The following is a 23,427-nucleotide window of genomic DNA, read 5'->3' on the forward strand; positions in this document are numbered from 1 at the left end:
TCATCCACACCCGAAAGTGCTTCAGCGTTCGACTTGCATGTGTTAAGCACGCCGCCAGCGTTCGTCCTGAGCCAGGATCAAACTCTCCAACAATGTCTTCGAATTCAATCGAGGCAAAATACTTGCTCTCAAAGGAACCTCAAACGAGGTTCAAATATAAGCTCTACTGGCTTAGTTCACTAGCACACTGTTGAGTTCTCAAGCAACACACCGCAACCCAGCCCACCCAGCAGGCAAACCAGATCACCGCGTCGTTTCAAGCTATTTGGTCGAGCTTGCCGACACCTGCAAGTTATTCGCAGAAGCTCGGCGGCCGCTCGTGGGCCGACGCTGAACATTACCTGGTCCGTTTCGCGGTGTCAACCCGCTCGGCCCTGGCGCCCCGTTCCTCCGGGGCTTTCGGCCCCGCCGGCCCGGTGTTCCTGGCGACGAAGAGAAGATTACATGCCCCGCAACGGCCCGAGAACAGGGGGGTCACTTAACGACATCGCCGCAGGTCAGATGCCGTTTCGACCCCGTCCGGCGGTGACGCGGGGCAACGAGCCCCGCGCCCTTCAGAGCACCGGCAGCAGCGTCCGCAGCTCGTACGGCGTCACCGCGCTGCGGTAGTTGTCCCATTCGACGTGTTTGTTCCGCAGGAAGAAGTCGTAGACGTGCTCGCCCAGCGCGTCGGGCAGCAGCTCGGACCGCTCCATCTCCGCGAGCGCCTCCCCGAGGTTCTGCGGAAGCTGGGCGTACCCGGCGGCACGGCGCTCGGACTCCGACAGCTGCCAGATGTTGTCCTCGGCGGGCGGCGGGAGCTCGTAGCCCTTCTCGATGCCCTTGAGGCCGGCGGCCAGGATCACCGAGTACGCCAGGTACGGGTTGCACGCCGAATCCAGCGTGCGGATCTCCACCCGCCGCGACGACGCCTTGCCGGGTGAGTACATCGGCACGCGCACCAGTGCCGAGCGGTTGGCCCGGCCCCACGACACCGTAGTCGGCGCCTCACTCCCGCTGATCAGGCGTTTGTACGAGTTCACCCACTGGTTGGTGACCGCCGAGATCTCCTTGGCGTGGTGCAGCAGCCCGGCGACGAATGCCTTCCCCGTGGCCGAGAGCTCGTACGGGTCCTCCGCGTCGTAGAACGCGTTGCGATCACCCTCGAACAGGCTCACGTGGGTGTGCATGCCCGAGCCGGGCTGGTCCGTGAAGGGCTTCGGCATGAACGTCGCGCGCACTCCCTGCGTCAACGCGACCTCCTTCACGACGTACCGGAACGTCATCACGTTGTCGGCCATCGTCAGGGCGTCGGCGTAGCGCAGGTCGATCTCCTGCTGGCCCGGCGCGCCCTCGTGGTGGCTGAACTCGACGGAGATCCCCATCGCCTCGAGCGTCTCGATGGCGTGGCGGCGGAAGTGCGTGGCCGTGGCGTGGCTGGCCTGGTCGAAGTACCCGCCGTTGTCGGCGGGCTCGGGCTCGCTGCCGTCGTCGGGCAACGAAGCCAGGAGGAAGAATTCGATCTCCGGGTGCACGTAGCAGGTGAAGCCCGCTTCAGCGGCCTTCGAGAGCTGCCGGCGCAGCACGTGGCGCGGGTCGGCCCACGACGGCGAGCCGTCGGGCATCGCGATGTCGCAGAACATGCGCGCGGAGTACGGGCCACCGTCCGGCGTCTCCCACGGGAGCACCTGGAAGGTCGACGGGTCGGGCTTCGCGACCATGTCCGACTCGTACACGCGGGCGAAGCCCTCGATGGCGGAGCCGTCGAAGCCGATCCCCTCGCTGAACGCGCCCTCGAGTTCGGCCGGCGCGACCGCGACGGACTTGAGGAACCCCAGCACATCGGTGAACCAGAGCCGGACGAAACGGATGTCGCGCTCTTCCAAGGTGCGGAGCACGAATTCCTGCTGGCGATCCATGGCCGCACCCTAACGAGAGCGTGTTAACGGCGTGTTTCGCGACGCGCCGGAAGCGTCCACAATGCGCTGTCCGGTGCTCAGGCCACGAAAGAGAGCTCACGCCCGCCGGATCGGGTGATCGACACCGACGCGAGCGAAGCGATCACCGCGAGCCCCGCCGCCACGTACCAGGCCAGGGCGTAGTCCCCCAGCTGGTCGCGCACGGCGCCGGCCGCCGACGCCGCGAACGCCGCGCCCAGCTGGTGGAACGCGAACACCCAGCCGAACACGATCGGGCCCGCTTCGCCGAAGGACCGGATGCAGAGCGCGACCGTCGGCGGCACGGTGGCGACCCAGTCGAGACCGTAGAAGAGGATGAACGCCCACATGCTCGGCTGCACCGAATCGCTGAACAGCTGCGGCAGCAACGCGAGTGAGACGCCACGCAGCGCGTAGTACACGCCGAGCAGGATGCGCGGGTCGACGCGGTCGGTGAGCCAGCCCGACGCGACGGTCCCCACCACGTCGAACACCCCGACGAGCGCGAGCAGGCTCGCCGCCGTGGTCTGCGGCATGCCGTGGTCGTGCGCGGCCGGGACGAAGTGGGTGCCGACCAGGCCGTTGGTGGTCGCGCCGCAGATCGCGAAACCGATGGCGAGCAGCCAGAACGACCGTGAGCGCATGGCCTGGAACAGCACCGTGAGCGCCCGCCGCGCCGAACCGCCCTTCGTCTCGGGGCGCGCCACCGGAGTGCCCTCGGGCGCACCCAGTGCGACCACACCGAGGTCGGCGGGGTGGTCACGCACCACGAGCAGCACGACGGGGACCACCGCGAGCGCCGCGATGGCGATGACCAGCGACGCCGTGCGCCAGCCGTCGTTCACGGCGAGCGTGGCAACCACGGGCAGGAACACCAGCTGTCCCGTCGAGCCGGCCGCGGTGAGGATGCCGGTGACGGCGCCGCGGTGGCGCACGAACCAGCGCGTGGTCACGGTCGCGGCGAAGCTCATGGCCATCGAGCCCGTGCCGGCGCCGACGAGCACGCCCCAGCAGAGGATGAGCTCCCAGCTCCTGCTCATGAACACCGTGCCGCCCGCCCCGAGTGCGACGACGAACAACGCGGTCGCAGCGACACGGCGGATGCCGAAGCGTTCCATCAACGCGGCCGCGAAGGGAGCGAAGAGGCCGTAGAGCACGAGGTTGACCGACACCGCGGCACCGATGGTCGCGCGCGACCAGCCGAATTCCTCGTGCAACGGGTCGATCAGCACGCTCGGCGCGGCGCGGAAACCGGCTGCGGCCAGCAGGGCGATGAACGCGGCCGCGGCCACGAACCAGGCTCGGTGGACGCGGGGCGCGGTGCGGGTCTGGGTGGTCACGAGTGATGAGTCTGATTCGTCTTCGCCGCCCCGGACAGTGGCCTGAAGGACACCGGTCGAAAGGATCGGGCCACGAGTACTCTTCCCGCCATGCGCTGCCGACGATTCCTGCCGGCGCTGCTGCTCCTCGGGCTCATCGGCGGGTGCACAGCGCCCTCGCTGCCCCCGGCCGGCGACCTGCTCGGCGAGGCCGGCACGAACTTCGCCGGCGTGCGGAGCCTGCACTTCTCCGTGGTCGTGAACGGTGTGCTGCCCGGCCTGCCGCTGAGCACCGCCGAAGGCGACGCGAGCCTCGACGGCGGCGGTCACGCGGTGGGCAACGCCGAGCTGGCCGACGCGACGAGTGACCGGAAGTTCTCCTTCGTCCTCGACGGCACCCACGCCACCACCCGCGACAGCTCCGGCAAGACCTGGTCGGGTCCGGCGACGTTCACCGTCGGTGACTTCCTCGGTCCCGACGGCGGCCTCGCGCGGCTGCTCGACGGGCTCGGCGAGCCCCGGACGGAGACGCGCGAGCCCGTGCACGGCCTCGACACCTACCGCGTCGGCGGCACGCTGCCCGCGAAGGTGGCCACGAGCCTGGTCCCCCAGATTCACTCGGACGTGCAAGTGAAGGTGTGGGTCACCGCCGCCGAACCGCGGCGGTTCACCCGGCTCTGGCTACAGGTGCCGCCGGCGACGGAGAAGGACAGCCCGGTGATGTACGAGGTCGAGTTCTCCAGCGAAAACCAGGCTATCCCCACACCGCTGGGTCAATTGCCCGCGCAGCGCGTCCCGTCGGCCGGCACCGTGCCGTCCACGAGGTAGGCGATCCCCGCCTTGTCCACGCACGCGTTGCCCTGCAGGAACGCCGTGTGCTGCGTGCCCTCGAAGGTGAGCAACGCGCCCTTCAGCGCCTTCGCGAGGTTCACCCCCGCCTGGTACGGCGTGGCCGGGTCGTTGGTCGTCGAGATCGTGAGCGTCTTCGGGAGGCCCTCGACCTTCGGCTCGTGCGGCTGCGAGGTGTTCGGCACGGGCCAGAACGCGCACGCGTCGCGCGCCGAGCTGGCCGGGCGGCCGTCGTCGAGGAACGGCGCCACCTGCTCGTACTTCTGCTGCGCCTCGAGGATCACCTTCGGGTCCGTCACGCGCGGGTCGTCGACGCAGCGGATGGCGGTGAAGGCGTCCTGCGTGGTGCCGTAGCGCCCGTCGGGGCCGCGCTCGTTGTAGATGTCAGTGAGCTTCTCGAGCGTGGCGCCGCGCTGGTTGCGCAGTTCGTTGAGGCCGGTGTTGAGGTACTCCCAGAGGTTCTGCTGGTAGAGCGCCTGGATGGCGCCAGTGGTGGCGTCCTCGTACGACAGCTTGCGGCCGTCGCCCACCGGCACCGGGAAGTCGATCAGCGGCCGGGTGAGGTCCTGGAACGCCTTGGTCGCCCCGGCCGGGTCCTTGCCGAGCGCGCAGTCCTGCTGAGCGGCACACCACTTCGCGAACTCGCCGAACGCGACGCCGAAGCCCTGGCCCTGCGCGACGAGCGACTCCTCCGCGTCCTGCGTCGGGTCGACGGCGCCGTCGAGCACGAGCGCGCGGACGTTGCGCGGGAAGTCCTCGGCGTACGTCGAGCCGAGGAGGGTGCCGTACGAATAGCCCAGGTAGGTGAGCTTTTCGTCGCCGAGCACGGACCGCAGCACGTCGAGGTCCTTGGCGACGTCGCGGGTGCCGGCGTTTTCGAGCATGTCGTCGCCGAGTTTCGTGCGCTGGGCGCACTTCGCGGCGAAGTCCTTCTCCTGCGTCTCCTGCTTGGTCACGCCCGCGGGCGTGCCGTCGGTTTCGCTGTCGTCGGCCCGGTCGGCGTCGCGCTCGGCGTCGGTGAGGCAGCGGATCTGCGGTTCACTCGCGCCGATGCCGCGCGGGTCGAAGCCGACGAGGTCGAAGCGCTTGCCGAGGTCGTTGTTCTTGACCTGGTCGATCAGCCCGGCCGCGGCGACCATGCCGGACGCGCCGGGGCCGCCCGGGTTGACCACGAGTGAGCCGATGCGGTCGTCCGGTTCGCTCGCTTTGTGCCGCAGCACGCCGAGCGTGACGGTCTGTCCGTCCGGTTTGTCGTAGTCCAAGGGCACGGTGAGCCGGGCGCACTGGATCCCGGACGCGCGGAAGGCGGACTGCGCATCGTCCGAGGTCGCGTAGGGTGCGCAGTCGGCCCAGTTCATGCTCTGGCCGTAGAAGCGCTCCAGCCCCGCGGGTACCGGGCCCACGGGCGGGTGCGACTCGGTGGTCGGCGCGAGCGCGACCTGACCGGTATTGGACGTGCACGCGGCTAGCGTGCCGCCGAGCAGCACGGCCGCCGCGAGAGTGGCGATCCGGTGGGCACGAGACCTGGCGCTGGCATGGGAAGGCACGGTTGGATCGTGCCATCCGGCGGCGGAACTCCGACGCACCACCGGGGCGTTGGGTAAGTCGGACAGAGCAGCGGCGGCCGGAGAACACGAGCAAGATGACGGGAGACCAGGGGTGGCACTGATCAGCCGGGTGGGCAAGCGGCTCCGCCGGATCATCCAGCGGCCGGGCAGCGTCGAGCTGACCCGCTACGAAGCGCTGCTGCCCGCAGTCGCGAAGCTCGAACCGGAGCTCGAAAAGCTCTCGGACGCCGAGCTCACCGAACGCGCCGAGAAGCTGCGTGAAGACCTCGGCGGCGCCAAGGCGTTCAACGACGACCAGCTGGTGGAAACCTGCGCCCTCGGCCGTGAGGCCGCGCGGCGCGCGCTCGGCGAGCGCGCGTTCGACGTGCAGGTTCTCGGCACGATGGGCCTGCTCACCGGGCACGTGGTGCAGATGGAGACCGGTGAGGGCAAGACGCTCGCCGGCGCGCTGGCCGCCGCGGGGTACGCGCTGCGCGGCAGCCGCGTGCACGTCGTCACCGTCAACGACTACCTCGCCCGTCGCGACGCCGAGTGGATGAAACCCGTCTACGACCTGCTCGCGGTCACCGTCGGCTGGGTCGAGCCGGCGCACACGCGCGACGAGCGCAAGGACGCCTACGGCAAGCAGGTCACCTACGGCGCCGTGGCCGAGATCGGCTTCGACGTGCTGCGCGACCGGCTCGTGACCAACGTCGACGACCTGGTGCAGCCCGCGCCCGAGGTGGCGATCGTCGACGAAGCCGACTCCGTGCTGGTCGACGAGGCCCGCGTGCCGCTCGTGATGGCCGGCTCGATCGACCACAACGACGCCGACGAAGAGGTCGCCACGGTCGTGCGGCGGCTGCGGCTGGGCCTGCACTACGAGACCGACACCGACGGCCGCAACGCGTGGCTCACCACCGCCGGCGCGTCCGTGGTGGAGAAGTCGCTCGGCGGCATCGACCTCTACGGCGACTCGGGCTCCGACCGCCTGGCCGCCGTCAACGTCGCGCTGCACGCCCACGCGCTGCTCACCCGCGACGTCGATTACCTCGTGCGCGACGGCAAGGTGCAGCTCATCAACGCCGCCCGCGGCCGCGTCGCCGAGCTGCAGCGCTGGCCGGACGGCCTGCAGGCCGCCGTCGAGGCGAAGGAGCAGGTGGCGGCCACCGACCGCGGCGAGATCCTCGACTCGATCACCGTGCAGGCGCTGCTCGCGCGCTACCCCTCGGTGGCCGGCATGACCGGTACGGCCGTGGCCGTGGCCGAGCAGCTGCGCGAGTTCTACCGCCTCGAGGTCGCGGTGATCCCGCCGAACACGCCCAACGTCCGCGAGGACCAGGCGGACCGGATCTTCGGGTCGCCGTCGCAGAAGCTGCGCGCGATCGAGGAGGAGATCCGCAAGGTCCACGAGACCGGGCAGCCGATCCTCGTGGGCACGCAGGACGTGGCCGAGTCCGAGGAGCTGGCCGACAAGCTCGCGAAGGTCGACCTGCCGTGCGTGGTGCTCAACGCGCGCAACGACGCCGAAGAGGCCGCGATCATCGCCGAGGCCGGCAAGAAGGGCGCGGTCACCGTGTCCACGCAGATGGCCGGCCGCGGTACCGACATCCGCCTCGGCGGTACCGACGGCGCGGGCCGCGAGGAGGTCGCCGAGCTGGGCGGCCTGCACGTGATCGGCACCGCGCGGTACCCGTCGAGCCGGCTCGACGGCCAGCTGCGCGGCCGCTCCGGTCGCCAGGGAGACCCGGGCAGCGCGATCTTCTTCGCGAGCCTCAACGACGACCTCGTGCTCTCCAACGCGCCCGACATCCCCGAGGGCATCGACGCCGACACCGAAACGGGTGAAATCACCGACCCCGCGGCGCTGCGTCAGATCAACCACGCCCAGCGCGTGGCCGAAGGCGTCGATCTCGAGATCCACCGCAACACCTGGCGCTACACCCGGCTGATCGAGCGGCAGCGCACCGAGCTGCTGGAACACCGCGACAAGGTGCTGCGCACGGCGTTCGCGGCCGAGGAGCTGGAGAAGGCGCAGCCGGAGAAGTTCGGCGAGCTGAAGGAGAAGCTCGACGACACCGAACGGCTCGAGCAGATCTGCCGCGAGGTCGTGCTGTTCCACCTCGACCAGCTCTGGTCGGATCACCTCGCGTACCTGACCGACGTGCGCGAGAGCATCCACCTGCGCGCGCTGGCCCGCGAGACGCCGCTCGACGAGTTCCACCGCGCGGCGATCCCGGAGTTCCACAAGATCATCCCGGAGTCGGCGGCGCGGGCGTCGAAGACGCTCGAGGAAGCCGAGATCACCGACGACGGTCTCGACCTCGCCGACGCCGGCGTGCGGCGGGCCAACACGACGTGGACCTACCTGGTGCACGACAACCCGTTCGACTCCGACTTCGAGCAGACGGTGAAGAAGGTCCGCAGCATGATGCGGATGAAGAAGTCCTGACCCGGTAGCACCCGAAAGCCCGGTCACCCACGGCGGTGGCCGGGCTTTCGTTTGGGCCACGCCCCTGGGCTCCGGCCAGGCCGGGCTGTGCAGATTCGCCCACATTCCCTCGGTCCCGGGTGCGCCGACGTATCAGAATGGCCGCATGCCGCAGCTGCGCATCGCCTTGGCCCAGGTCAACCCCACCGTCGGCGACCTGGAGGGCAACACCGCGCGAGCGGTCGAGTGGACCCGCCGCGCCGCCGGGGCCGGGGCCCACGTGGTGGTGTTCCCGGAGATGTCGCTGACCGGCTACCCCGTGGAGGACCTGGCCTTCCGGACCACGTTCGCGCATGCGTCCCGCGCCGCGCTCGAGGAGCTGGCCCGCCTGCTGGACCACGCGGGGTACGGCGAAGTGCTCGCGTACGTCGGGTACCTCGACCACGATGAGGCCGGCCCGCGCAACGCGGCCGCCGCGCTGTTCCGCGGTGAGGTCGTGGCGAATCAGTACAAGCACCACCTGCCCAACTACGGCGTGTTCGACGAGCAGCGCTACTTCAAGCCGGGCTCTCGGCTGGAGGTCGTGCGGCTGCACGGCGTCGACATCGGCATGGTGATCTGCGAGGACCTCTGGCAGGACGGCGGCCCGATCGCGGCGCTCGGCAAGGCGGGCGTCGACCTGGTCGTGGCGCCCAACGCTTCGCCGTACGAGCGGTCGAAGGACGAGCAGCGGCTGCCGCTGGTGGCCCGGCGCGCGGCCGAGGTGGGCGCGCCACTCGTGTACACGAACCAGGTCGGCGGGCAGGACGACCTCGTGTTCGACGGCGACTCGCTCGTGGTGGGCGCCGACGGGACGCTGCTGGCGCGGGCACCGCAGTTCGTCGAACACCTGCTGGTGCTGGATCTCGACCTGGCCCCGGGTGGCCACGCCGGCGACGGTGACCTCGCGGGCCTGCACGTTCGCCGGCGCGTGCTGAGTGGCGAGCCGCTGCCCGCGTACGCGTCGCCGACCGAGCCGGTGGTGAGCGAACCGCTGTCGGACGAGGCGGAGGTGTGGTCGGCGCTCGTGGTGGGGCTGCGCGACTACGTGCGCAAGAACGGCTTCTCGTCGGTGATCTTCGGGTTCTCCGGTGGCATCGACTCCGCGGTGTGCGCGGCGCTGGCGGCCGACGCGCTCGGCGGCGACAACGTGTACGGCGTCTCGATGCCGTCGGAGTACTCGTCTTCGCACTCCAAGGACGACGCAGCCGACCTGGCCGGGCGCATCGGCGCGCACTACCGGGTGGAACCGATCGCGGGCCTCGTGAAGTCCTATGTCGACCAGCTGACGCTGACCGGGCTGGCGGAGGAGAACATCCAGGCCCGCGTGCGCGGCATGCTCCTCATGTCACTGTCCAACCTGGACGGTCACCTCGTGCTCGCCACGGGCAACAAGACCGAGCTGGCCGTGGGCTACTCCACGATCTACGGCGACGCGGTGGGTGGGTTCGCGCCGATCAAGGACGTGTTCAAAACGCACGTGTGGCGGCTCGCGCGGTGGCGCAACGACGAAGCGGCGCGCCGGGGCGAAACCCCGCCGATTCCGGAGAACTCGATCACCAAACCGCCCTCGGCCGAGCTGGCACCCGGACAGGTGGACACCGATTCGCTGCCGGACTACGCGCTGCTCGACGACATCCTCGACGACTACGTGGAGGGCGACCGCGGCTACGCCGACCTCGTGGCCGCCGGGTTCGAGCCGGAGACGATCGATCGCGTGGTGCGGATGGTCGACCGCGCGGAGTACAAGCGCCGCCAGTACCCACCAGGCACGAAGATCACCTTCAAGGCCTTCGGCCGCGACCGGCGGCTGCCGATCACGAACGCTTGGCGCGAGCGGAAAGCCTAGAAAACCGCGCCTAGAACAACGTCGGCTCGTCGGGCAGCGCGCCCTCGATCACGAGCATCCGCCGCTTGGTCTCGACGCCGCCCGGAGCCGAGAAGCCGCCGTGCTTGCCGCCGGCCGCGAGGACGCGGTGGCAGGGCACGATGATCGGGAACGGGTTGGCCCCCATGGCCTGCCCGACGGCTTGCGCCGCGCCCGGGAGGCCGAGCTCGTGGGCCAGGTCGCCGTACGTTCTGGTCCTGCCGGGTGGGATGCGCAGTGCCGCTTCGTAGGCCCGGCGGTTGAACTCCGGGACGCCGGCGAAGTCCAGCGGCAGGCCGGACAGGTCGGGGTGGCCACCGGACAACAGCTCGGTGATCCGTTCGACGGCGATCTGGATTTCCGGCGGCGGCGCGCCTTCCTCGGCGTCGGGGAACCGCCGGGCCAGGAAGGCGCGGGTACTCGCGGGCGAGCCGCCCGGGAGCGCGGTGCCGATGATGGTCCCTTCGCGCCAGGCCAGCCCACACGCGCCCAGCGGCGTGTCGAAAACGGTGTATCCGGACGTCATCGGCCCAGGGTACGAGCTACCTCCGACAAAACTCAGCGAACGGGACGCGAGGCGAAGCGCGGCAAGGGCCGATTGACGAGGTACGCGACGCCCGCGCCCATCAGCACGGCCCGCACCGCGAGCTGCACCCGGCTGAACACCCCCACCAGGTGCCCCGGCCCGAGCAGCGACGCGACGAGGACCAGCAGCCACGTGAGGAGCACCAGCGCGAACCCCGCCATCGCCCACTCGCGCCACGGTGGTGGCCACCAGAACACGAGGCTGAACGAGCCCCCGGCGAACGCGAGGTTCTCCAGCAGCTGCGCGGCGATCGTGCCCGGCACCAGTGCGTCGACGATCAGGACGAGACCGAAGAGCGCGAGCGTGATCGCGGCGGCCCGGCTGCTCCAGTGCACCGGCACCAGCCGCAACAGCGGCGGGCAGGCCAGCACGAACGCGAAGCCCGCGATCCCCGTGGTGATCCGGAACAGTGGCATCGCCCGCAGCAGCGCCTCGACGGTCTGTTGCGTCGGCGAGACGCCGGTGGGCAGGAAGAATTCGAGCAGCCAGGCGGAATAGACCACCACCCCGAGCCCGACCAGGGCGACCGCGGCGAGTCGCGCAGTACGCACGAGCACACCCTAAGCGAAGTCGTGCGACGTTGCGCGTCCAGGTGTCACATTTTCCTTGGTCGCAACGTTGCTCAGGCCGGCGGGCGCACGAAGGGGAACAGCACCGTCTGCCGGATCGACGCGCCGCTGAGCATCATCAGCAGCCGGTCGACGCCGAGCCCGAGCCCACCGGTCGGTGGCATGCCGTGTTCGAGTGCGAGCAGGAAGTCCTCGTCGAGCTCCATCGCCTCGACGTCACCACTCGCGGCGCGCAGCGACTGGGCTTCGAGGCGACGGCGCTGTTCGATCGGGTCCGTGAGCTCGGTGTACGCCGTGCCGACCTCCGAGCCGAACGCGATGAGGTCCCAGCGCTCGGCCAGCAACGGGTCCCGGCGGTGCCGGCGGGTCAGTGGCGAGACGTCCGTGGGGTAGTCGGTGTAGAAGGTCGGCAGCACGGTCGAGCCCTCCACGAGGTGTTCGTGGGCCTTCAGCACCAGGTCGCCGTGGCCGGCGTCGTCGGCCACCGGCACACCGGCGGCGACGCAGAGCCGCCGCAGCTGGGCCACGGACGTGCCCGAGTCAATCTGCTCGCCGAGTGCCGCCGACACGGCCTCGTGCACCGGGATCACCGGCCAGTCTCCGGAAATGTCGTACTCGGTCAGCCGGCCGTCTGCGTCGAGACGGCGCACGACCTGCGTGCCGAACGCCGCCTCGGCCGCGTGCTGCACCAGCTCGCGCGTGAGGTCGCGCATCGAGTTGTAGTCGGCGTAGGCCTGGTACGCCTCCAGCATCGTGAACTCGGGGTTGTGCGTGGCGTCGACGCCTTCGTTGCGGAAGTTGCGGTTCAGCTCGAACACGCGCTCCACACCCGCGACGCACAGGCGCTTGAGGTAGAGCTCGGGCGCGATGCGCAGGTACATCCGCATGTCGTAGGCGTTGATGTGCGTGACGAACGGGCGGGCATTGGCTCCACCGTGGACGGTCTGCAGCATCGGCGTCTCGACTTCGAGGTAGTCGCCCTGGTGCAGCCGTTCGCGCACCGCACGCACCACGGTGGAGCGCAGCCGCAGCAGGTGCGCCGACTCCGGGTTCACGGCCAGGTCGAGGTAGCGCTGGCGCACGCGCGTCTCGGGGTCGGTGAGGCCCTTTCGCTTGTCCGGCAACGGGTGCAGGCACTTCGCCGTGACCGTCCACTCGTCCACGAGCACCGAGAGCTCACCGCGGCGCGAGGTCACGATCTCGCCGCTCACCCCCACGTGGTCACCGAGGTCCACGCCGGTGCGCCAGCCCGTGAGGTCGAGCACCGACGCGTCGAGCATCAGCTGGAGCTCGCCCGAGAAGTCCTTGATGCGCGCGAAACAGAGACCACCGAGCGTGCGCAGCGCGAGCACGCGCCCGGCCACGCGCACGCGGTGTCCGGTGCACGAACCGGCCGGCAGCTCCGCGAACTTGTGCACGACGTCGCCCAGCAGGTCTTCGCGACGGAACCCGACGGGATACGGGTCCACGCCGAGATCGCGCAGTTTGTCCAGCTTCGCAACGCGCACCCGCACCTGCTCCGGACGGCGCGTGGCCTTCGGGGCCACGCGTGCGGCACCTTCTTCGATGCGCCGGACCTCGGCCACGAACTCGTCGCTCACCGTCTCGTGGCGCAGCACCCGCGAGCGCCCGGTGGGCACGAAACCCTCCAGCGCACCGGCGACGATGCTCACCCGTGGCAATCGCCGTGCCGAGGAGTAGCAGAGGAACCTCGGTTCCCAGTCCGGCCCGTACTTCGCGTTCGAGCGGTACAGCGACTCCAGCTGGAAGAACCGCGACGCCAGCCCGAGCACCGAGCGCCACGCGCGCAGCACCGGACCCGCGCCGATGCGCTCGCCCTCGGCGAACACCGCGCGGAACATGGCGAAGTTGAGCGAGATCCGTTGCGCGCCCAGGTGCTGGGCGGCGGCCACGAGCTCGGCGACCATGAACTCGTTGAGCCCGTTTTCCGCGTCGCGGTCCCGCCGCATCAGGTCGAGCGAAAGGCCACGCCGGCCCCACGGCACGAAGGACAGCAGGCCGCGCAACCGGCCTTCGCCGTCGTACGCCTCGACCATCACGCTGCGGGCATCGCTCGCGTCGCCGAGCCGGCCCAGCGCCATCGAGAAGCCGCGCTCGGACTCCGCACCCCGCCACAGCTGCGCCCGCGTGAGCAGCTCCTGCATCTCGTCTTCGGGGATCTCGCCGTGGCGGCGCACGCGGGCGGTGTAACCGGCGCGTTCGATCCGCTTCACCGCCTGGCGCACGGACTTGCGCTCGGGCCCGGCGAGGGAGAACTCGCGGACGTCGAGCACTGCTTCGTCGCCGATCTCCAGCGCGCGCAGGCCCGCGGCCGCGTACACCCTGGCGCCGCGCTCGCTCGCGCCCAGCACGCCCGGAATCCAGCCGTACGAACGGGTTTCGTCGAGCCACGCCCGCACCGCGTCGGGCCACGCGTCGGGGTCGCCGATCGGGTCGGCGCTGGCGACGCTCGTGCCGCCGAGTACCCGGTAGGTCACCGCCGCGCGGCCGCTGGGCGCGAAGACCACGCTCTTGTCGCGGCGGGTGGCGAAGTAGCCGAGCGAGTCGTCGTCGCCGAACTCGGCGAGCAGGCCGCGCAGCTGCAGCTCTTCGTCGTCGGTGCGCCGGCGGCGGTGGCGCACGCCGCGGAAGAGCGTGTACAGCGCGCCAGTGGCCACGAACGTCGCGCCGAGGTCGAGCACCGCGTCGATCCACGCGGGCCCCTCACCGACGCCGATCTTGCGCAACTGCAGGTTCTCGCCGGTGGCGTGGTTGACCACCCAGACGAGCCGTTCCCACGAGTCGCCGAGCGTGCCGGGGAACGCTTCCGTGAGCGCCCACCCGATCGCGACCACCACGAGCAGCCCACCGAACAGCACGGCCAGCCCGTCGCGCCACGCACCGGGCGCGAGCCGGGCCGGAAACGCCGGGCGCAGGTCCAGCAGCAGCCAGATCAGCAGCAGTGAAATCCCGTCGGCGATCGTCAGGAACCCGACCTGCATCGGGATGTGCCGGATCTGGCGCGGGCCGAGTTCGAGCAGGTGCGGCGCCCACAGCAGCACCGCCTGGAACGCCAGCGTCATCACCAGGCCACCGGCCTGGAACAGCAGCAGCGTGTAGAGCGCGGCTTTCTTGCGCCGGCGCAGGGCCGCGCCGAGAACCACGAGCAGCAGCACGATCACGAGGCTCGCGCTGGTCGGCACGCTCAGCGCGGAGAACGCCATGTCGATGCCGCCCAGCAGGTGTCCGTGGGCTCCCCCGGCGATGAGCAGGACCACGGAGAACACGGCGGCCAGCTGCACCACGGTCGCGACGATGCCGCCCGCCCGCGCCTTCCAGGCGGGGATGCGCCTGCGCGCGTTCGCCGGTGTTCCCATCGGTGTCTTCTCCACGTGCTCTTGGGGTTCTGCCAGCTTGGACGTCAGTGAACCGTGGTCGGTTGTGCCAGGTCATCACTCTGCGGGCTGAGGCAGGGGTCATCCTCCCGGGCGTGTGAAGCTCATCGCACGACCTTGGGACCGCCGGGCGGGCGTGTCAGGCTTTGTCGTGTTCTGACTCCACGACCCGGGGACCTCGGCGAGGCCTCGAGGGAAGGACGGTCGACGACGATGTCTGCCAACCCGAACGGATCCGACGAGGTGGCCGCCCCGTACGGGACCGGCGCCGCGCCCGCACCCCCGGCGGCGGCGACCGGGCGCAAGGTACGCGTGCACCACCTGCGTGAGCTCAAGGAGCGCGGCGAGCCGTGGCCGATGCTCACCGCCTACGACATGTACACCGCCCAGATCTTCGACGAGGCCGGCATCCCCGTGCTGCTCGTCGGCGACTCCGCGGCCAACAACGTGTTCGGCTACGACACTTCGCTGCCGGTGACGGTCGACGAGCTGCTCCCCCTGGTCCGCGCCGTGACGCGATCGGTGAAGCGGGCCCTGGTGGTGGCGGACCTGCCGTTCGGCTCCTACCAGCTCTCGCCCGAGCAGGCCCTGGCCACGTCGGTGCGGTTCATGAAGGAGGGCCGCGCGCACGCCGTGAAGCTGGAAGGTGGGCGCCGGTTCGCCGCGCACGTCGAAGCGCTCACGTCGGCCGGCATCCCCGTGATGGGGCACATCGGCTTCACCCCGCAGAGTGAACACAACCTCGGCGGCTACCGGGTGCAGGGGCGCGGCGAAGCGGCGGACGTGCTGCTCGCCGACGCGCTGGCCCTGCAGGAAGCCGGGGCGTTCGCGGTGGTGATGGAGATGGTGCCGGCCGAAGCCGCGAAGCGCGTGACGCACGAGCTGAAGATCCCGACCGTCGGCATCGGCGCCGGGCCCGACTGCGACGCGCAGGTGCTGGTGTGGCAGGACATGGCCGGGTTGCGGCGCGGCAAGGCGCCGCGGTTCGTGAAGCGCTACGCCGAGCTCGCCGACGTGCTGCAGGGCGCGGCTTCGGCGTTCGCCGAGGACGTGCGCCGAGGCGAGTTCCCGGCGCCGGAGCACACGTTCCACTGAGCTTCCCCCGGCTGGGCTGATCACGGCCCGGGGCTCACCGGCGGCGAAACCGCTCGGCGAGCTCCGGGTCGTTCTGCCACCACAGGCCACTGGTGGGTGCCTCGCCGGATTCCGCTTCCTCGTCGAGGCGTTCGTCGACCTGCTTCGCGCGCTTCTCGTCGTCTCGGACCCAGCGGACGAACAGCGCGCCGACGAACGGCAGGCCCGCCACGTCGCCGCCGATCCACAGCACGCCGGCGCCGATGATCTGGTCGGTGCGCGGGTCCGGGCCCCAGCCGGGGTGCGCGGTGGCGTAGTGCGCGGGCGCGAGCAGCGGGCCGAGCCACAGCACGAGGCCGAGCGCGCCGTCGAACACGACCTCGGTGAACGAGATCCACATTGACACCAGGTGCGAACCGCCGCGCGGGGTCGGATCGAGCCCGACCCGACTGTAGAAGTAGAGGAACCCCGCAATCACGACCAGCAGGCGCACGAGGCCGCCGAGCACCGCGTTCTCCAGCGCCAGTTCGTAGAGCGGCGTGAGGTAGATGACCAGGAACGGCGCGATCAGCACCACCGTGACGGTGAGCGGGAACGTGAGGAACTTGGCGAAGGGGCTGCGGCCGTGGTGGCGCAACCACGCCGCGAGCCGCGGCTGCGCCGTGCGCATGAGGAGCGTGATCGGTGCGCCGAGGGCGAGCAGCAGGGGCGTGACCATGAGCAGCACCGTGTTCTGCGTCGCCCGGACCCAGAACAGCGTGGTGTCGTAGGTGCCGAGGAACGAGCACGTGACGAGGACGATCGCCGCGAGCCCGGCCAGGAATGCCGCGGTGCGCCCGGGGGCCCAGCTCTCCTGCCGCCGGGCGGCGCCCAGGTAGGCCACGCCGAGGACGAGCACGACGAGCAGGGCCGGGACGTCGAGCGTCCAGGCCGTGAAGATCGTGGAGCCGGTGAGCGGGGTTTCGATACCGCCAGTGTCCCCTTCCGGAATTCGGCCGGGGACACCGCCCTCACAAACTGAAGACGAGCAGGCTGCCGATTCCGGCGACGACGCAGTAGACGGCGAACGGCGTCAAGGTACGCGTTTCGAAGTATTTCGTGAGGAAACGGACAGAAATGTAAGAGGCAACACCCGCCACCAGGCTGCCGGCGAGTGCCGGGCCGAGCGATGCGCTGTTCTCCGGCGTGAAGAGCGAAGGAAGCTTCAGCACGCCCGCCGCGAGGATCACCGGGGTGGCGAGCAGCCACGCAAAACGCGCCGAATCCTGGTGGCCGAGGCCGCGGCGCAGGCCCGCGACCATCGTGATGCCGGAGCGGCTGATGCCCGGCAGGAGCGCGAGGATCTGGGCCGAGCCGATGAGCACGGCCTCCTTCACGCTGAGCTTGGACAAGCGCGCGTCGGTGGCTTCCTCGACCGTGACGGCCCGCATCACGAGGGTGTCCTCAGCGCTGAAGTCGACGGTGTCTTCCGTTGTCCTGCTTGAGATCCCGGTCTTCGGTGCGGCTCGCGAGAAGCGCTCTGCCGCGTACAGCACACCGCCGTTGAGGATGAGGAAGATCGCCGACGGCACGGGCTTGCCGAGGAAGTCGCGCAGCAGGCTTTCGAGCAGCAGGCCGGCGATGCCGACCGGGATCGTCGCGAGGATCAGCAGCCACGCGAGGCGCTGGTCGGCCGTGCGCACTTCGCGGTGGCGGATCGAGGAGATCAGGCCGCCGATGATGCGCACCCAGTCGCGCCAGAAGAACAGCACGAGAGCCAGCGCCGTGGCCACGTGCATCGCCACGAGCACCGCGAGATAAGGCGAATCCTCACCGATGCTCAGATCACGCTGCCACGACCCGCCGATCACCGCGGGCAACAGGATGCTGTGCCCGAGGCTGGACACCGGAAACAATTCCGACACACCTTGCAGCGCGCCGACGACGATCGACTCGACATACGTGACCGCGGACATTTCTCGAGCCCTTTCTCGCGTCGGTTCGGCAGTTCCCCGGGCAAGCTACCCACCACCGGGTAAACGCGGGGCAAGGGGGCGAAAAAACCTGATCGTCGAAGCTGTGCTTGTTCACATCCATGAACGCGAATCATGTCCTTGACTGGTGTTCGGTTGGTGGCTTAGCGTGGTCTCCACCACGAAGGAGTGAACCTCAGCGAGGAGGACGCGATGCCGGAAGCGGCCGGAGCTTTCCCCGCGACCCCTCGCTCGAGATCCGCGCCACAGTGAAGGAAATCGCCGACGCCGCCCCCACCTCGGGCCGCCGAAGCGACACGGACGGGGGCCCGCTCAGCCCGGCGGCGGGGGCGGGCCTCCACCTTCTCCCCGACCACTGAGCCCGCCACCCGGACGGCTCGCGGCCTTTTGGCTGAACGTCGCGGGGAAGGTCGCCCAGCCCACGCGCCGCGGCCGCGGATCCGGCAGAGTGATCGGCATGGACGACGACCTCTACCCGCCGCTGCAGCCGACGGCCGACGGGATGCTCGAGGTCGGTGACGGACACCGGATCTACTGCCAGGAGGCGGGAAATCCGCACGGCAAGCCGGTGGTCGTGCTGCACGGTGGCCCCGGCAGCGGGATCGCCCCCATGGCACGCAGGCACTTCGACCCCGCCGCGTACCGGATCATCCTCTTCGACCAGCGCGGCGCCGGGCGCAGCACACCGCACGCCGGTGTCCCGGACGCGGACCTGAGCACGAACACGTTGTGGCACCTCGTCGCAGACATGGAGCTGCTGCGCGAGCGGCTGAACATCCGGCGCTGGCAGGTGTTCGGCGGTTCGTGGGGCTCGACGCTCGCGCTCGCGTACGCGCAGACTTACCCCGACCAGGTGACAGAACTGGTGCTGCGCGGCATCTTCACGGCGCGCCGGCGCGAACTCGACTGGCTCTACCGCGGCGGTGCGGCGAACCTCTTCCCGGCCGAGTGGGAGGACTTCCTCGCCCCGCTGCCCGCCGAGCACCACGCCGACCCGCTCGCCGGGTATGCCGAACTCCTGGCCTCCGACGACCGCGGGGTGCGTGAGCGCGCCGCGATCGCCTGGAGCGTCTGGGAAGGCGCGACGGTGGCGTTGCTGCCGCAGGAGGCGTTCCTGAACCGCTACGCCGACCCGTCGTTCGCGTTGACCTTCGCGCGCTTGGCCGTGCACTACTTCAGCCACGACTCCTGGCTGGAGGACGAGCAGCTGATCCGCGACGCCGGCAAGCTCGCCGGCGTGCCGGGCATCCTCGTGCAGGGCCGCTACGACGCCGTCTGCCCACCGATCACGGCCTACGAGCTGCACCGCGCGTGGCCCGGCTCGGTTCTGCGCATCACGGAAGGCGCCGGGCACGCCGTGAACGACCCGGGTGTGCTGGCAGCACTGCGGCAGGCGACCGACGAGTTCCGCTAGACCTTCAGCAACAGCCGGAAGAGCCCTTCCAACGTCTGCCTCAGCTCGGCCTCGTCGGCCGCGTTCAGCGCGGTGCTGCCCACGACCTTGCGCATCAGCCAGAAGCCCGCGATGAGCGACAGGGCCACGGCCGCGCGATCCGTGCCGCGCACTGCCGGGACGACCTCGAGGATGTGGGCTTCGACGTGGTTTTCGATGCCGGCTCGCAGGATTTCGGCCGCGCGGGGGTTGGGCGCCGAGCGGAGCATCAGCAGGAACGGGTCGAGGTTGTCGGCCGACGGCGCCGTGCGGGAGACCAGTGATGCGGCGACGTCGCGCGCGAGCGTGGCCGGGTCGCCGGTCAGGACCGTCCGCTCGGTCATGGCGACCTCCACGACCTCGGCGAACAAGCCTTCCTTCGAGCCGAAGTAGCGGTTCACGAGCATGGCGGTGACACCAGCGGCCTGCGCGATCTCCCGCACACCGACGCCGTCGTAGCCGAAGCGCGTGAACGCCTCGACGCCCGCGCGCAGGATGGCTTCGCGGGTGGCGGCGGCGTCACGGCGTCGTGGTGCGGTCATGTATACGAGTGTAGACTAGAATTAAATCTACACCTGTATACATCAAGGAGTACCTCATGGACCTGCAGTTGACCGGCCGTCGTGCACTCGTCACCGGCTCCAGTTCCGGTCTCGGCGAGGCGATCGCGCGGCTGCTGGCGGAGGAAGGCGCCGACGTCGTGGTGCACGGCCGCGACGAAGGCCGGACGAACGCGGTGGCCGAGAAGATCGGCGCAGAGGCCGTCGCGATCGGCGACCTCGCTACCGACGAAGGCGCGCAGCGGGTGGCGGAGCAGGCCGGTGAGGTCGACATCCTCGTGAACAACGCCGGCGCCTACGAGCACCGCGGCTGGGCCGACGCGACGCCGACGGAGTGGGCCAGGACGTACGAGGTCAACGTGGTCTCGGGCGTCCGCATGATCCGCCACCTGGTGCCCGGCATGCGCGAGCGCGGCTGGGGCCGCGTGATCCAGATCGGCGGCGGCCTCTCGGGCCAGCCGACGGAGATCCTCCCCCAGTACACCGCCACGCTCGCAGCGCGGCACAACCTCGCGGTTTCCCTTGCGCGGGAACTGAAGGACACCGGCGTGACGTCCAATGTGATCGCCCCGGGTGCGATCCTCGTCGACGCCGTGCAGCGCTACCTCACCGACCTCGCCCCGGCGCACGGGTGGGGCGAGGACTGGGAAACCATCGAACGCAACGCTGCGCGCACTTTCGTGCCCAACGACGTCGGCCGTTTCGGGCGTCCGGAGGAGATCGCGGGCGCCGTGGCGTACCTGGCGAGCCCGTACGCCGACTACGTCAGCGGTGCGACCCTCCGGGTGGACGGCGGCACCATCCGAAACGTGGCCTAGATCCGGCCACCCGAAGAGCTGTCGCCGCCGGAGAGCTTCTGCGCGAAGTACACCGGCACCGTCGAGACGATGATCAGCACCGCCGCCACCACGTTGACCACCGGGGCCTGGTTGGGGCGGAACAGGTTGTTGTAGATCCAGATCGGTAGGGTCTCCATGCCGGTGCCGAGGGTGAACGTGGTCACGATGATCTCGTCGAACGACAGCGCGAACGCCAGCAGCCCACCCGCCAGCAGCGCCGAGCGCAGCATCGGGAACGTGACCAGCCGGAAGGTCGTCATGCCGTCGGCGCCGAGGTCCATCGACGCCTCTTCGAGGTTGCCGCCCATGCGCCGCAGGCGGGCCACCACGTTGTTGAACACCACGACGATGCAGAAGGTCGCGTGGGCGATGATCGCCGTGAGCAGTCCGAGGTCGATGCCGAGGATGGTGCGGAACGCGTTGTTCAGTGCGATCCCGGTGACGATGCCGGGCAGCGCGATGGGCAGCACGACCAGCAACGACAGCGAGTTGCGGCCGAAGAACCGGTAGCGCTGCAAGGCGAACGCCGCCATCGTGCCCAGCACGAGCGCGATGGCCGTGGCCGCGAGACCGGCGATGACGCTGGTCCACAGTGCGTGCAGCGCGCCGGCGTTCGTCACCGCGCGGCCCCACCACTCGAGGGTGAAGCTCTTCGGCGGCCAGCCGAACGTGGTGTCGGCGTTCACGGAGTTGAGCAGGACCACCAGGAGCGGGAAGTAGATCACCGCGAACCCGACGCCGAGTGCCGTCCACAGCACCACCCGGCCGGTCTTCGACATGCGCACGGTGTTCTCCTAGAGGTTGTCCAGCGCGCCGGTGCGACGCACGGCGGCCAAGTACACGAGCATGATCACGACCGGCACGATGCCCACGGTCGCGGCGAAGGGCAGGTTGTTGGCCGCGCCGATGTTGTCGTACACGACGTTGCCGAGCATCTGCGAAGTGCCGCCCACGATCTTCACGGCGATGTAGTCCCCCAGTGACAAGGAGAACGTGAAGATGGAGCCGGCCACGATCGCCGGGAACGCCAGCGGCAGGATCACCGAGCGGAACGTGCGGAACGACTTCGCGCCGAGGTCACCCGAAGCGTCCACAAGGGAGTCGGGCAGTCTCTCCAGACCGGCGTAGATCGGCAGGATCATGTACGGCAGCCACAGGTACGAGAGCGTGATCACGGTGGCCGCGATGCCGTAACCGGGGCCGGAGAGGCCGAAGGGGCTCAGCAGCCAGCTGATCGCGCCGTTGCCCGACAGCAGCGTGCGCCACGCGTAGGCCTTCACCAGGTAGCTCGCCCACAGCGGTGTCATCACGGCGATCACGAGGATCCGTTGTGCCTTCGGGGAAGCGAGCTTGGCCATCGCGAAGGCCATGGGAAACGCGATCACCGCGTCGATCACCGTGACCAGCAATGCGATGCCGACGGTCCGCAGCGTGATCGTGCGGTAGACCGAGTCGGTGAAGAGGGTGGCGAAGTTGTCGAACGACCAGTCCGTGACCACCTTGCCGGTGAACACGTCGGTGGACCAGAAGGCCGTGATGAACAGGGCGACGAGCGCACCGAGGTAGGCCAGGCCGAGCCACAGCAGCGGAGCGGTGAGCAGGATGCCCAGGCGCAGCTTGGGTTTGCGGAAGAAGAAGGCCGAAGCACGGCGGCTCGGCGAGCTCACGGCGGTCATGGAGAGGCACCTTCGGGCACGGTCGGGAAGAGGGGGTCCGGGGGCGGCGGGCGAGGGGGGAGGTGCCCGCCGCCCCCGGAGCTACCGGGGAGATCTCACGGGTGCCACGAAGGCACCCGTGAACAGGTCAGCCCTTGATCTCGGTCCAGGCACGGGTCCAGTCGCCGTAGTCCTTGCACTTGACGTCCGTGCGGCCGTCGAGGCACTGCGGGATCGGCGTGGTCCAGTACTGGATCTTGGCCGCGTAGGCCGCGTCGTTGGCGTGGTAGGTGTCGCACAGCGACTTGTCCGTCATCTCGGCGCAGGCCTTGGAGTTGGCCGGGGCCTCACCGAAGTACTCCGCCACCTGGGCGTTGACCTTCGGGCTGATGATGTAGTCCATCCACTTGTAGGCACACGTCTTGTGCTGCGACTTCGCGGCCACCATCCAGGTGTCCGACCAACCGGTGGCACCCTCGCTCGGCACGGTCGCGCCCAGCGGTGCGCCCTCGCTCTTGGCCAGGTTCACCGTGACCTGCCACGCGGTGCCGATCACGGCGTCGGCGTTCTTGAGCGACTGCGTTTCCTTGAGGTAGTCCGCCCAGTACTCGCTCACGTTCGGGCGCTGCTTCTTCAGCAGGTCGACCGCCGCGTTGAACTGCTTGTCGTCCAAGGCGTACGGGTTCTTGATACCGAGGTCGGGCTGGTGCGCCATGAGGTACAGCGCGGCGTCGGCGATGTAGATCGGCGAGTCGTAGGCGATGATCTTGCCCTTGAACGGCGAGTTCACGTCGAACATCGGCGACCACGACGTCGGCTCCGGGCTCACCTTGTCGGTGCGCCAGGTGAGCACGTTCGCGCCCCAGCCGTGCGGGATGCCGTAGGCGACGTTGTTGACGCTGTTCCACGACTTGTTCTTCAGGAACGGGTAGACGTCGTTGTAGTTCGGCACGAGCGCGGTGTTCACCGGCTCGACGTCACCCGAGGCGACCAGGCGCAGCGAGGCGTCGCCCGAGGCGGACACCACGTCGTACTGGCCGGTCTTCATCAGCGTCACGGCTTCGTCGGACGTACCGAACGGCTTGACGTTGACCTTGCACCCGGTCTGGTCCTCGAACGGCTTGACCCAGTTGATGTTGGGGTCGGTGGTGCCGTTTTCGGCGTAGCCGGGCCACGCGAGCACGTTCAGCTGGCCTTCCGGCTGGCCGAGCTGGGTGAGTGCGGCCAGCTTGGGCGGGGTGAACCCCTGTGCGCCCGGCGCGGACCCGGTGCTCGAGTCCGAGCCCGACGTCCCGCAGGCCGCGAGCAGCAGGCTCACGCCGCACAGACCCGCGAGCAGCGTCTTCCTGTTCTTCATGTCGAGAGAAACCTTCCCG

The 23,427-nt window shown here is 69.7% G+C and carries 18 protein-coding genes and 1 rRNA gene; 6 read left to right on the plus strand and 13 right to left on the minus strand.

The features are described from left to right. The 3 genes from ACWEOE_RS06010 to ACWEOE_RS06020 form a co-directional block, all read right to left on the minus strand. Positions 1 to 93: ribosomal RNA gene (locus ACWEOE_RS06010) — 16S ribosomal RNA — on the minus strand; the annotation flags it as partial. A 461-nt stretch (positions 94 to 554) separates the two neighbouring features. Next, on the minus strand, positions 555 to 1,898 hold the full coding sequence (glnA, locus tag ACWEOE_RS06015; protein WP_452004609.1) for a type I glutamate--ammonia ligase: 1,344 nt from the start codon (positions 1,896 to 1,898) through the stop codon (positions 555 to 557). Positions 1,899 to 1,975: 77 nt separating this feature from the next. Beyond that, positions 1,976 to 3,256: an MFS transporter gene (locus ACWEOE_RS06020; RefSeq protein WP_452004612.1), complete on the minus strand. Its 1,281-nt coding sequence runs from the start codon at positions 3,254 to 3,256 to the stop codon at positions 1,976 to 1,978. Between the two features lie 90 nt (positions 3,257 to 3,346). Between ACWEOE_RS06020 and ACWEOE_RS06025 the strand changes: the two genes are divergently transcribed. After that, positions 3,347 to 4,063, plus strand: a complete 717-nt coding sequence (locus ACWEOE_RS06025) for an LppX_LprAFG lipoprotein (protein WP_452004615.1) — start codon at positions 3,347 to 3,349, stop codon at positions 4,061 to 4,063. On the opposite strand, the gene ACWEOE_RS06030 is transcribed toward ACWEOE_RS06025, so the two are convergent. Further along, on the minus strand, positions 4,009 to 5,571 hold the full coding sequence (locus ACWEOE_RS06030; RefSeq protein ID WP_452005629.1) for an alpha/beta hydrolase: 1,563 nt from the start codon (positions 5,569 to 5,571) through the stop codon (positions 4,009 to 4,011). The genes ACWEOE_RS06025 and ACWEOE_RS06030 overlap by 55 nt on opposite strands. Positions 5,572 to 5,743: 172 nt before the next feature. Between ACWEOE_RS06030 and secA2 the strand changes: the two genes are divergently transcribed. Beyond that, on the plus strand, positions 5,744 to 8,083 hold the full coding sequence (gene secA2 / locus ACWEOE_RS06035; protein ID WP_452004617.1) for an accessory Sec system translocase SecA2: 2,340 nt from the start codon (positions 5,744 to 5,746) through the stop codon (positions 8,081 to 8,083). A 145-nt stretch (positions 8,084 to 8,228) separates the two neighbouring features. Beyond that, positions 8,229 to 9,950, plus strand: coding sequence for an NAD+ synthase (locus tag ACWEOE_RS06040; RefSeq protein ID WP_452004619.1), 1,722 nt, complete (start codon positions 8,229 to 8,231; stop codon positions 9,948 to 9,950). 10 nt (positions 9,951 to 9,960) lie between these two features. On the opposite strand, the gene ACWEOE_RS06045 is transcribed toward ACWEOE_RS06040, so the two are convergent. The 3 genes from ACWEOE_RS06045 to lysX all read right to left on the minus strand — a co-directional run bounded on the left by ACWEOE_RS06045 (position 9,961) and on the right by lysX (position 14,500). After that, positions 9,961 to 10,494: a methylated-DNA--[protein]-cysteine S-methyltransferase gene (locus tag ACWEOE_RS06045; RefSeq protein WP_452004622.1), complete on the minus strand. Its 534-nt coding sequence runs from the start codon at positions 10,492 to 10,494 to the stop codon at positions 9,961 to 9,963. Positions 10,495 to 10,526: 32 nt separating this feature from the next. Continuing rightward, positions 10,527 to 11,105: a hypothetical protein gene (locus ACWEOE_RS06050; RefSeq protein ID WP_452004625.1), complete on the minus strand. Its 579-nt coding sequence runs from the start codon at positions 11,103 to 11,105 to the stop codon at positions 10,527 to 10,529. Between the two features lie 71 nt (positions 11,106 to 11,176). Continuing rightward, entirely contained in the window at positions 11,177 to 14,500 is a 3,324-nt protein-coding gene (gene lysX, locus ACWEOE_RS06055; RefSeq protein WP_452004627.1) for a bifunctional lysylphosphatidylglycerol synthetase/lysine--tRNA ligase LysX, read from the minus strand. Between the two features lie 231 nt (positions 14,501 to 14,731). Here lysX and panB point away from each other — a divergent pair, with 231 nt between their 5' ends. Continuing rightward, positions 14,732 to 15,613 (plus strand): 3-methyl-2-oxobutanoate hydroxymethyltransferase, encoded by an 882-nt coding sequence (gene panB, locus ACWEOE_RS06060; RefSeq protein ID WP_452004630.1) that lies wholly within the window; start codon positions 14,732 to 14,734, stop codon positions 15,611 to 15,613. Between the two features lie 34 nt (positions 15,614 to 15,647). Here panB and ACWEOE_RS06065 read toward each other — a convergent pair whose 3' ends face one another. Both ACWEOE_RS06065 and ACWEOE_RS06070 read right to left on the minus strand, forming a co-directional pair. Continuing rightward, positions 15,648 to 16,490 (minus strand): cytochrome c oxidase assembly protein, encoded by an 843-nt coding sequence (locus tag ACWEOE_RS06065; protein WP_452004632.1) that lies wholly within the window; start codon positions 16,488 to 16,490, stop codon positions 15,648 to 15,650. A 112-nt stretch (positions 16,491 to 16,602) separates the two neighbouring features. Continuing rightward, on the minus strand, positions 16,603 to 17,547 hold the full coding sequence (locus ACWEOE_RS06070) for an undecaprenyl-diphosphate phosphatase (protein ID WP_452004634.1): 945 nt from the start codon (positions 17,545 to 17,547) through the stop codon (positions 16,603 to 16,605). Positions 17,548 to 18,022: 475 nt separating this feature from the next. Here ACWEOE_RS06070 and pip point away from each other — a divergent pair, with 475 nt between their 5' ends. Continuing rightward, on the plus strand, positions 18,023 to 18,979 hold the full coding sequence (gene pip / locus ACWEOE_RS06075; RefSeq protein ID WP_452004636.1) for a prolyl aminopeptidase: 957 nt from the start codon (positions 18,023 to 18,025) through the stop codon (positions 18,977 to 18,979). Here the strand turns inward: pip and ACWEOE_RS06080 are convergent. Beyond that, positions 18,976 to 19,539 carry a TetR/AcrR family transcriptional regulator gene (locus tag ACWEOE_RS06080; RefSeq protein WP_452004639.1) on the minus strand — a complete coding sequence of 188 codons (564 nt, stop codon included), beginning with the start codon at positions 19,537 to 19,539 and terminating at the stop codon, positions 18,976 to 18,978. The genes pip and ACWEOE_RS06080 overlap by 4 nt on opposite strands. 56 nt (positions 19,540 to 19,595) lie before the next feature. Here ACWEOE_RS06080 and ACWEOE_RS06085 point away from each other — a divergent pair, with 56 nt between their 5' ends. Then, positions 19,596 to 20,375 carry an SDR family NAD(P)-dependent oxidoreductase gene (locus ACWEOE_RS06085; RefSeq protein ID WP_452004642.1) on the plus strand — a complete coding sequence of 260 codons (780 nt, stop codon included), beginning with the start codon at positions 19,596 to 19,598 and terminating at the stop codon, positions 20,373 to 20,375. On the opposite strand, the gene ACWEOE_RS06090 is transcribed toward ACWEOE_RS06085, so the two are convergent. The 3 genes from ACWEOE_RS06090 to ACWEOE_RS06100 form a co-directional block, all read right to left on the minus strand. Further along, the gene (locus ACWEOE_RS06090; RefSeq protein ID WP_452005632.1) at positions 20,372 to 21,175 is read right to left on the minus strand and encodes an ABC transporter permease; all 804 of its coding nucleotides are present in this window, start codon (positions 21,173 to 21,175) and stop codon (positions 20,372 to 20,374) included. The two genes, ACWEOE_RS06085 and ACWEOE_RS06090, sit on opposite strands and share 4 nt — an antisense overlap. A gap of 15 nt (positions 21,176 to 21,190) precedes the next feature. Beyond that, a complete protein-coding gene (locus tag ACWEOE_RS06095; protein ID WP_452004644.1) occupies positions 21,191 to 22,072 on the minus strand; it encodes an ABC transporter permease in 882 nt (293 codons plus the stop codon). 127 nt (positions 22,073 to 22,199) lie between these two features. Continuing rightward, a complete protein-coding gene (locus tag ACWEOE_RS06100; protein ID WP_452004647.1) occupies positions 22,200 to 23,408 on the minus strand; it encodes an ABC transporter substrate-binding protein in 1,209 nt (402 codons plus the stop codon). Positions 23,409 to 23,427 lie beyond the last annotated feature (19 nt).

This window comes from Amycolatopsis sp. NPDC004368, from assembly GCF_053602515.1.

Excerpts from the sequence above, each read along its gene's own strand:
- glnA (WP_452004609.1), bottom strand. The coding sequence starts at position 1,898 with ATGGATCGCCAGCAGGAATTCGTGCTCCGCACCTTGGAAGAGCGCGAC.
- ACWEOE_RS06070 (WP_452004634.1), bottom strand. The coding sequence starts at position 17,547 with ATGTCCGCGGTCACGTATGTCGAGTCGATCGTCGTCGGCGCGCTGCAA.
- pip (WP_452004636.1), top strand. The coding sequence starts at position 18,023 with ATGGACGACGACCTCTACCCGCCGCTGCAGCCGACGGCCGACGGGATG.
- ACWEOE_RS06100 (WP_452004647.1), bottom strand. The coding sequence starts at position 23,408 with ATGAAGAACAGGAAGACGCTGCTCGCGGGTCTGTGCGGCGTGAGCCTG.
- ACWEOE_RS06085 (WP_452004642.1), top strand. The coding sequence starts at position 19,596 with ATGGACCTGCAGTTGACCGGCCGTCGTGCACTCGTCACCGGCTCCAGT.
- ACWEOE_RS06025 (WP_452004615.1), top strand. The coding sequence starts at position 3,347 with ATGCGCTGCCGACGATTCCTGCCGGCGCTGCTGCTCCTCGGGCTCATC.
- ACWEOE_RS06080 (WP_452004639.1), bottom strand. The coding sequence starts at position 19,539 with ATGACCGCACCACGACGCCGTGACGCCGCCGCCACCCGCGAAGCCATC.
- ACWEOE_RS06040 (WP_452004619.1), top strand. The coding sequence starts at position 8,229 with ATGCCGCAGCTGCGCATCGCCTTGGCCCAGGTCAACCCCACCGTCGGC.
- ACWEOE_RS06045 (WP_452004622.1), bottom strand. The coding sequence starts at position 10,494 with ATGACGTCCGGATACACCGTTTTCGACACGCCGCTGGGCGCGTGTGGG.
- ACWEOE_RS06095 (WP_452004644.1), bottom strand. The coding sequence starts at position 22,072 with ATGACCGCCGTGAGCTCGCCGAGCCGCCGTGCTTCGGCCTTCTTCTTC.
- lysX (WP_452004627.1), bottom strand. The coding sequence starts at position 14,500 with ATGGGAACACCGGCGAACGCGCGCAGGCGCATCCCCGCCTGGAAGGCG.
- ACWEOE_RS06090 (WP_452005632.1), bottom strand. The coding sequence starts at position 21,175 with ATGTCGAAGACCGGCCGGGTGGTGCTGTGGACGGCACTCGGCGTCGGG.
- panB (WP_452004630.1), top strand. The coding sequence starts at position 14,732 with ATGTCTGCCAACCCGAACGGATCCGACGAGGTGGCCGCCCCGTACGGG.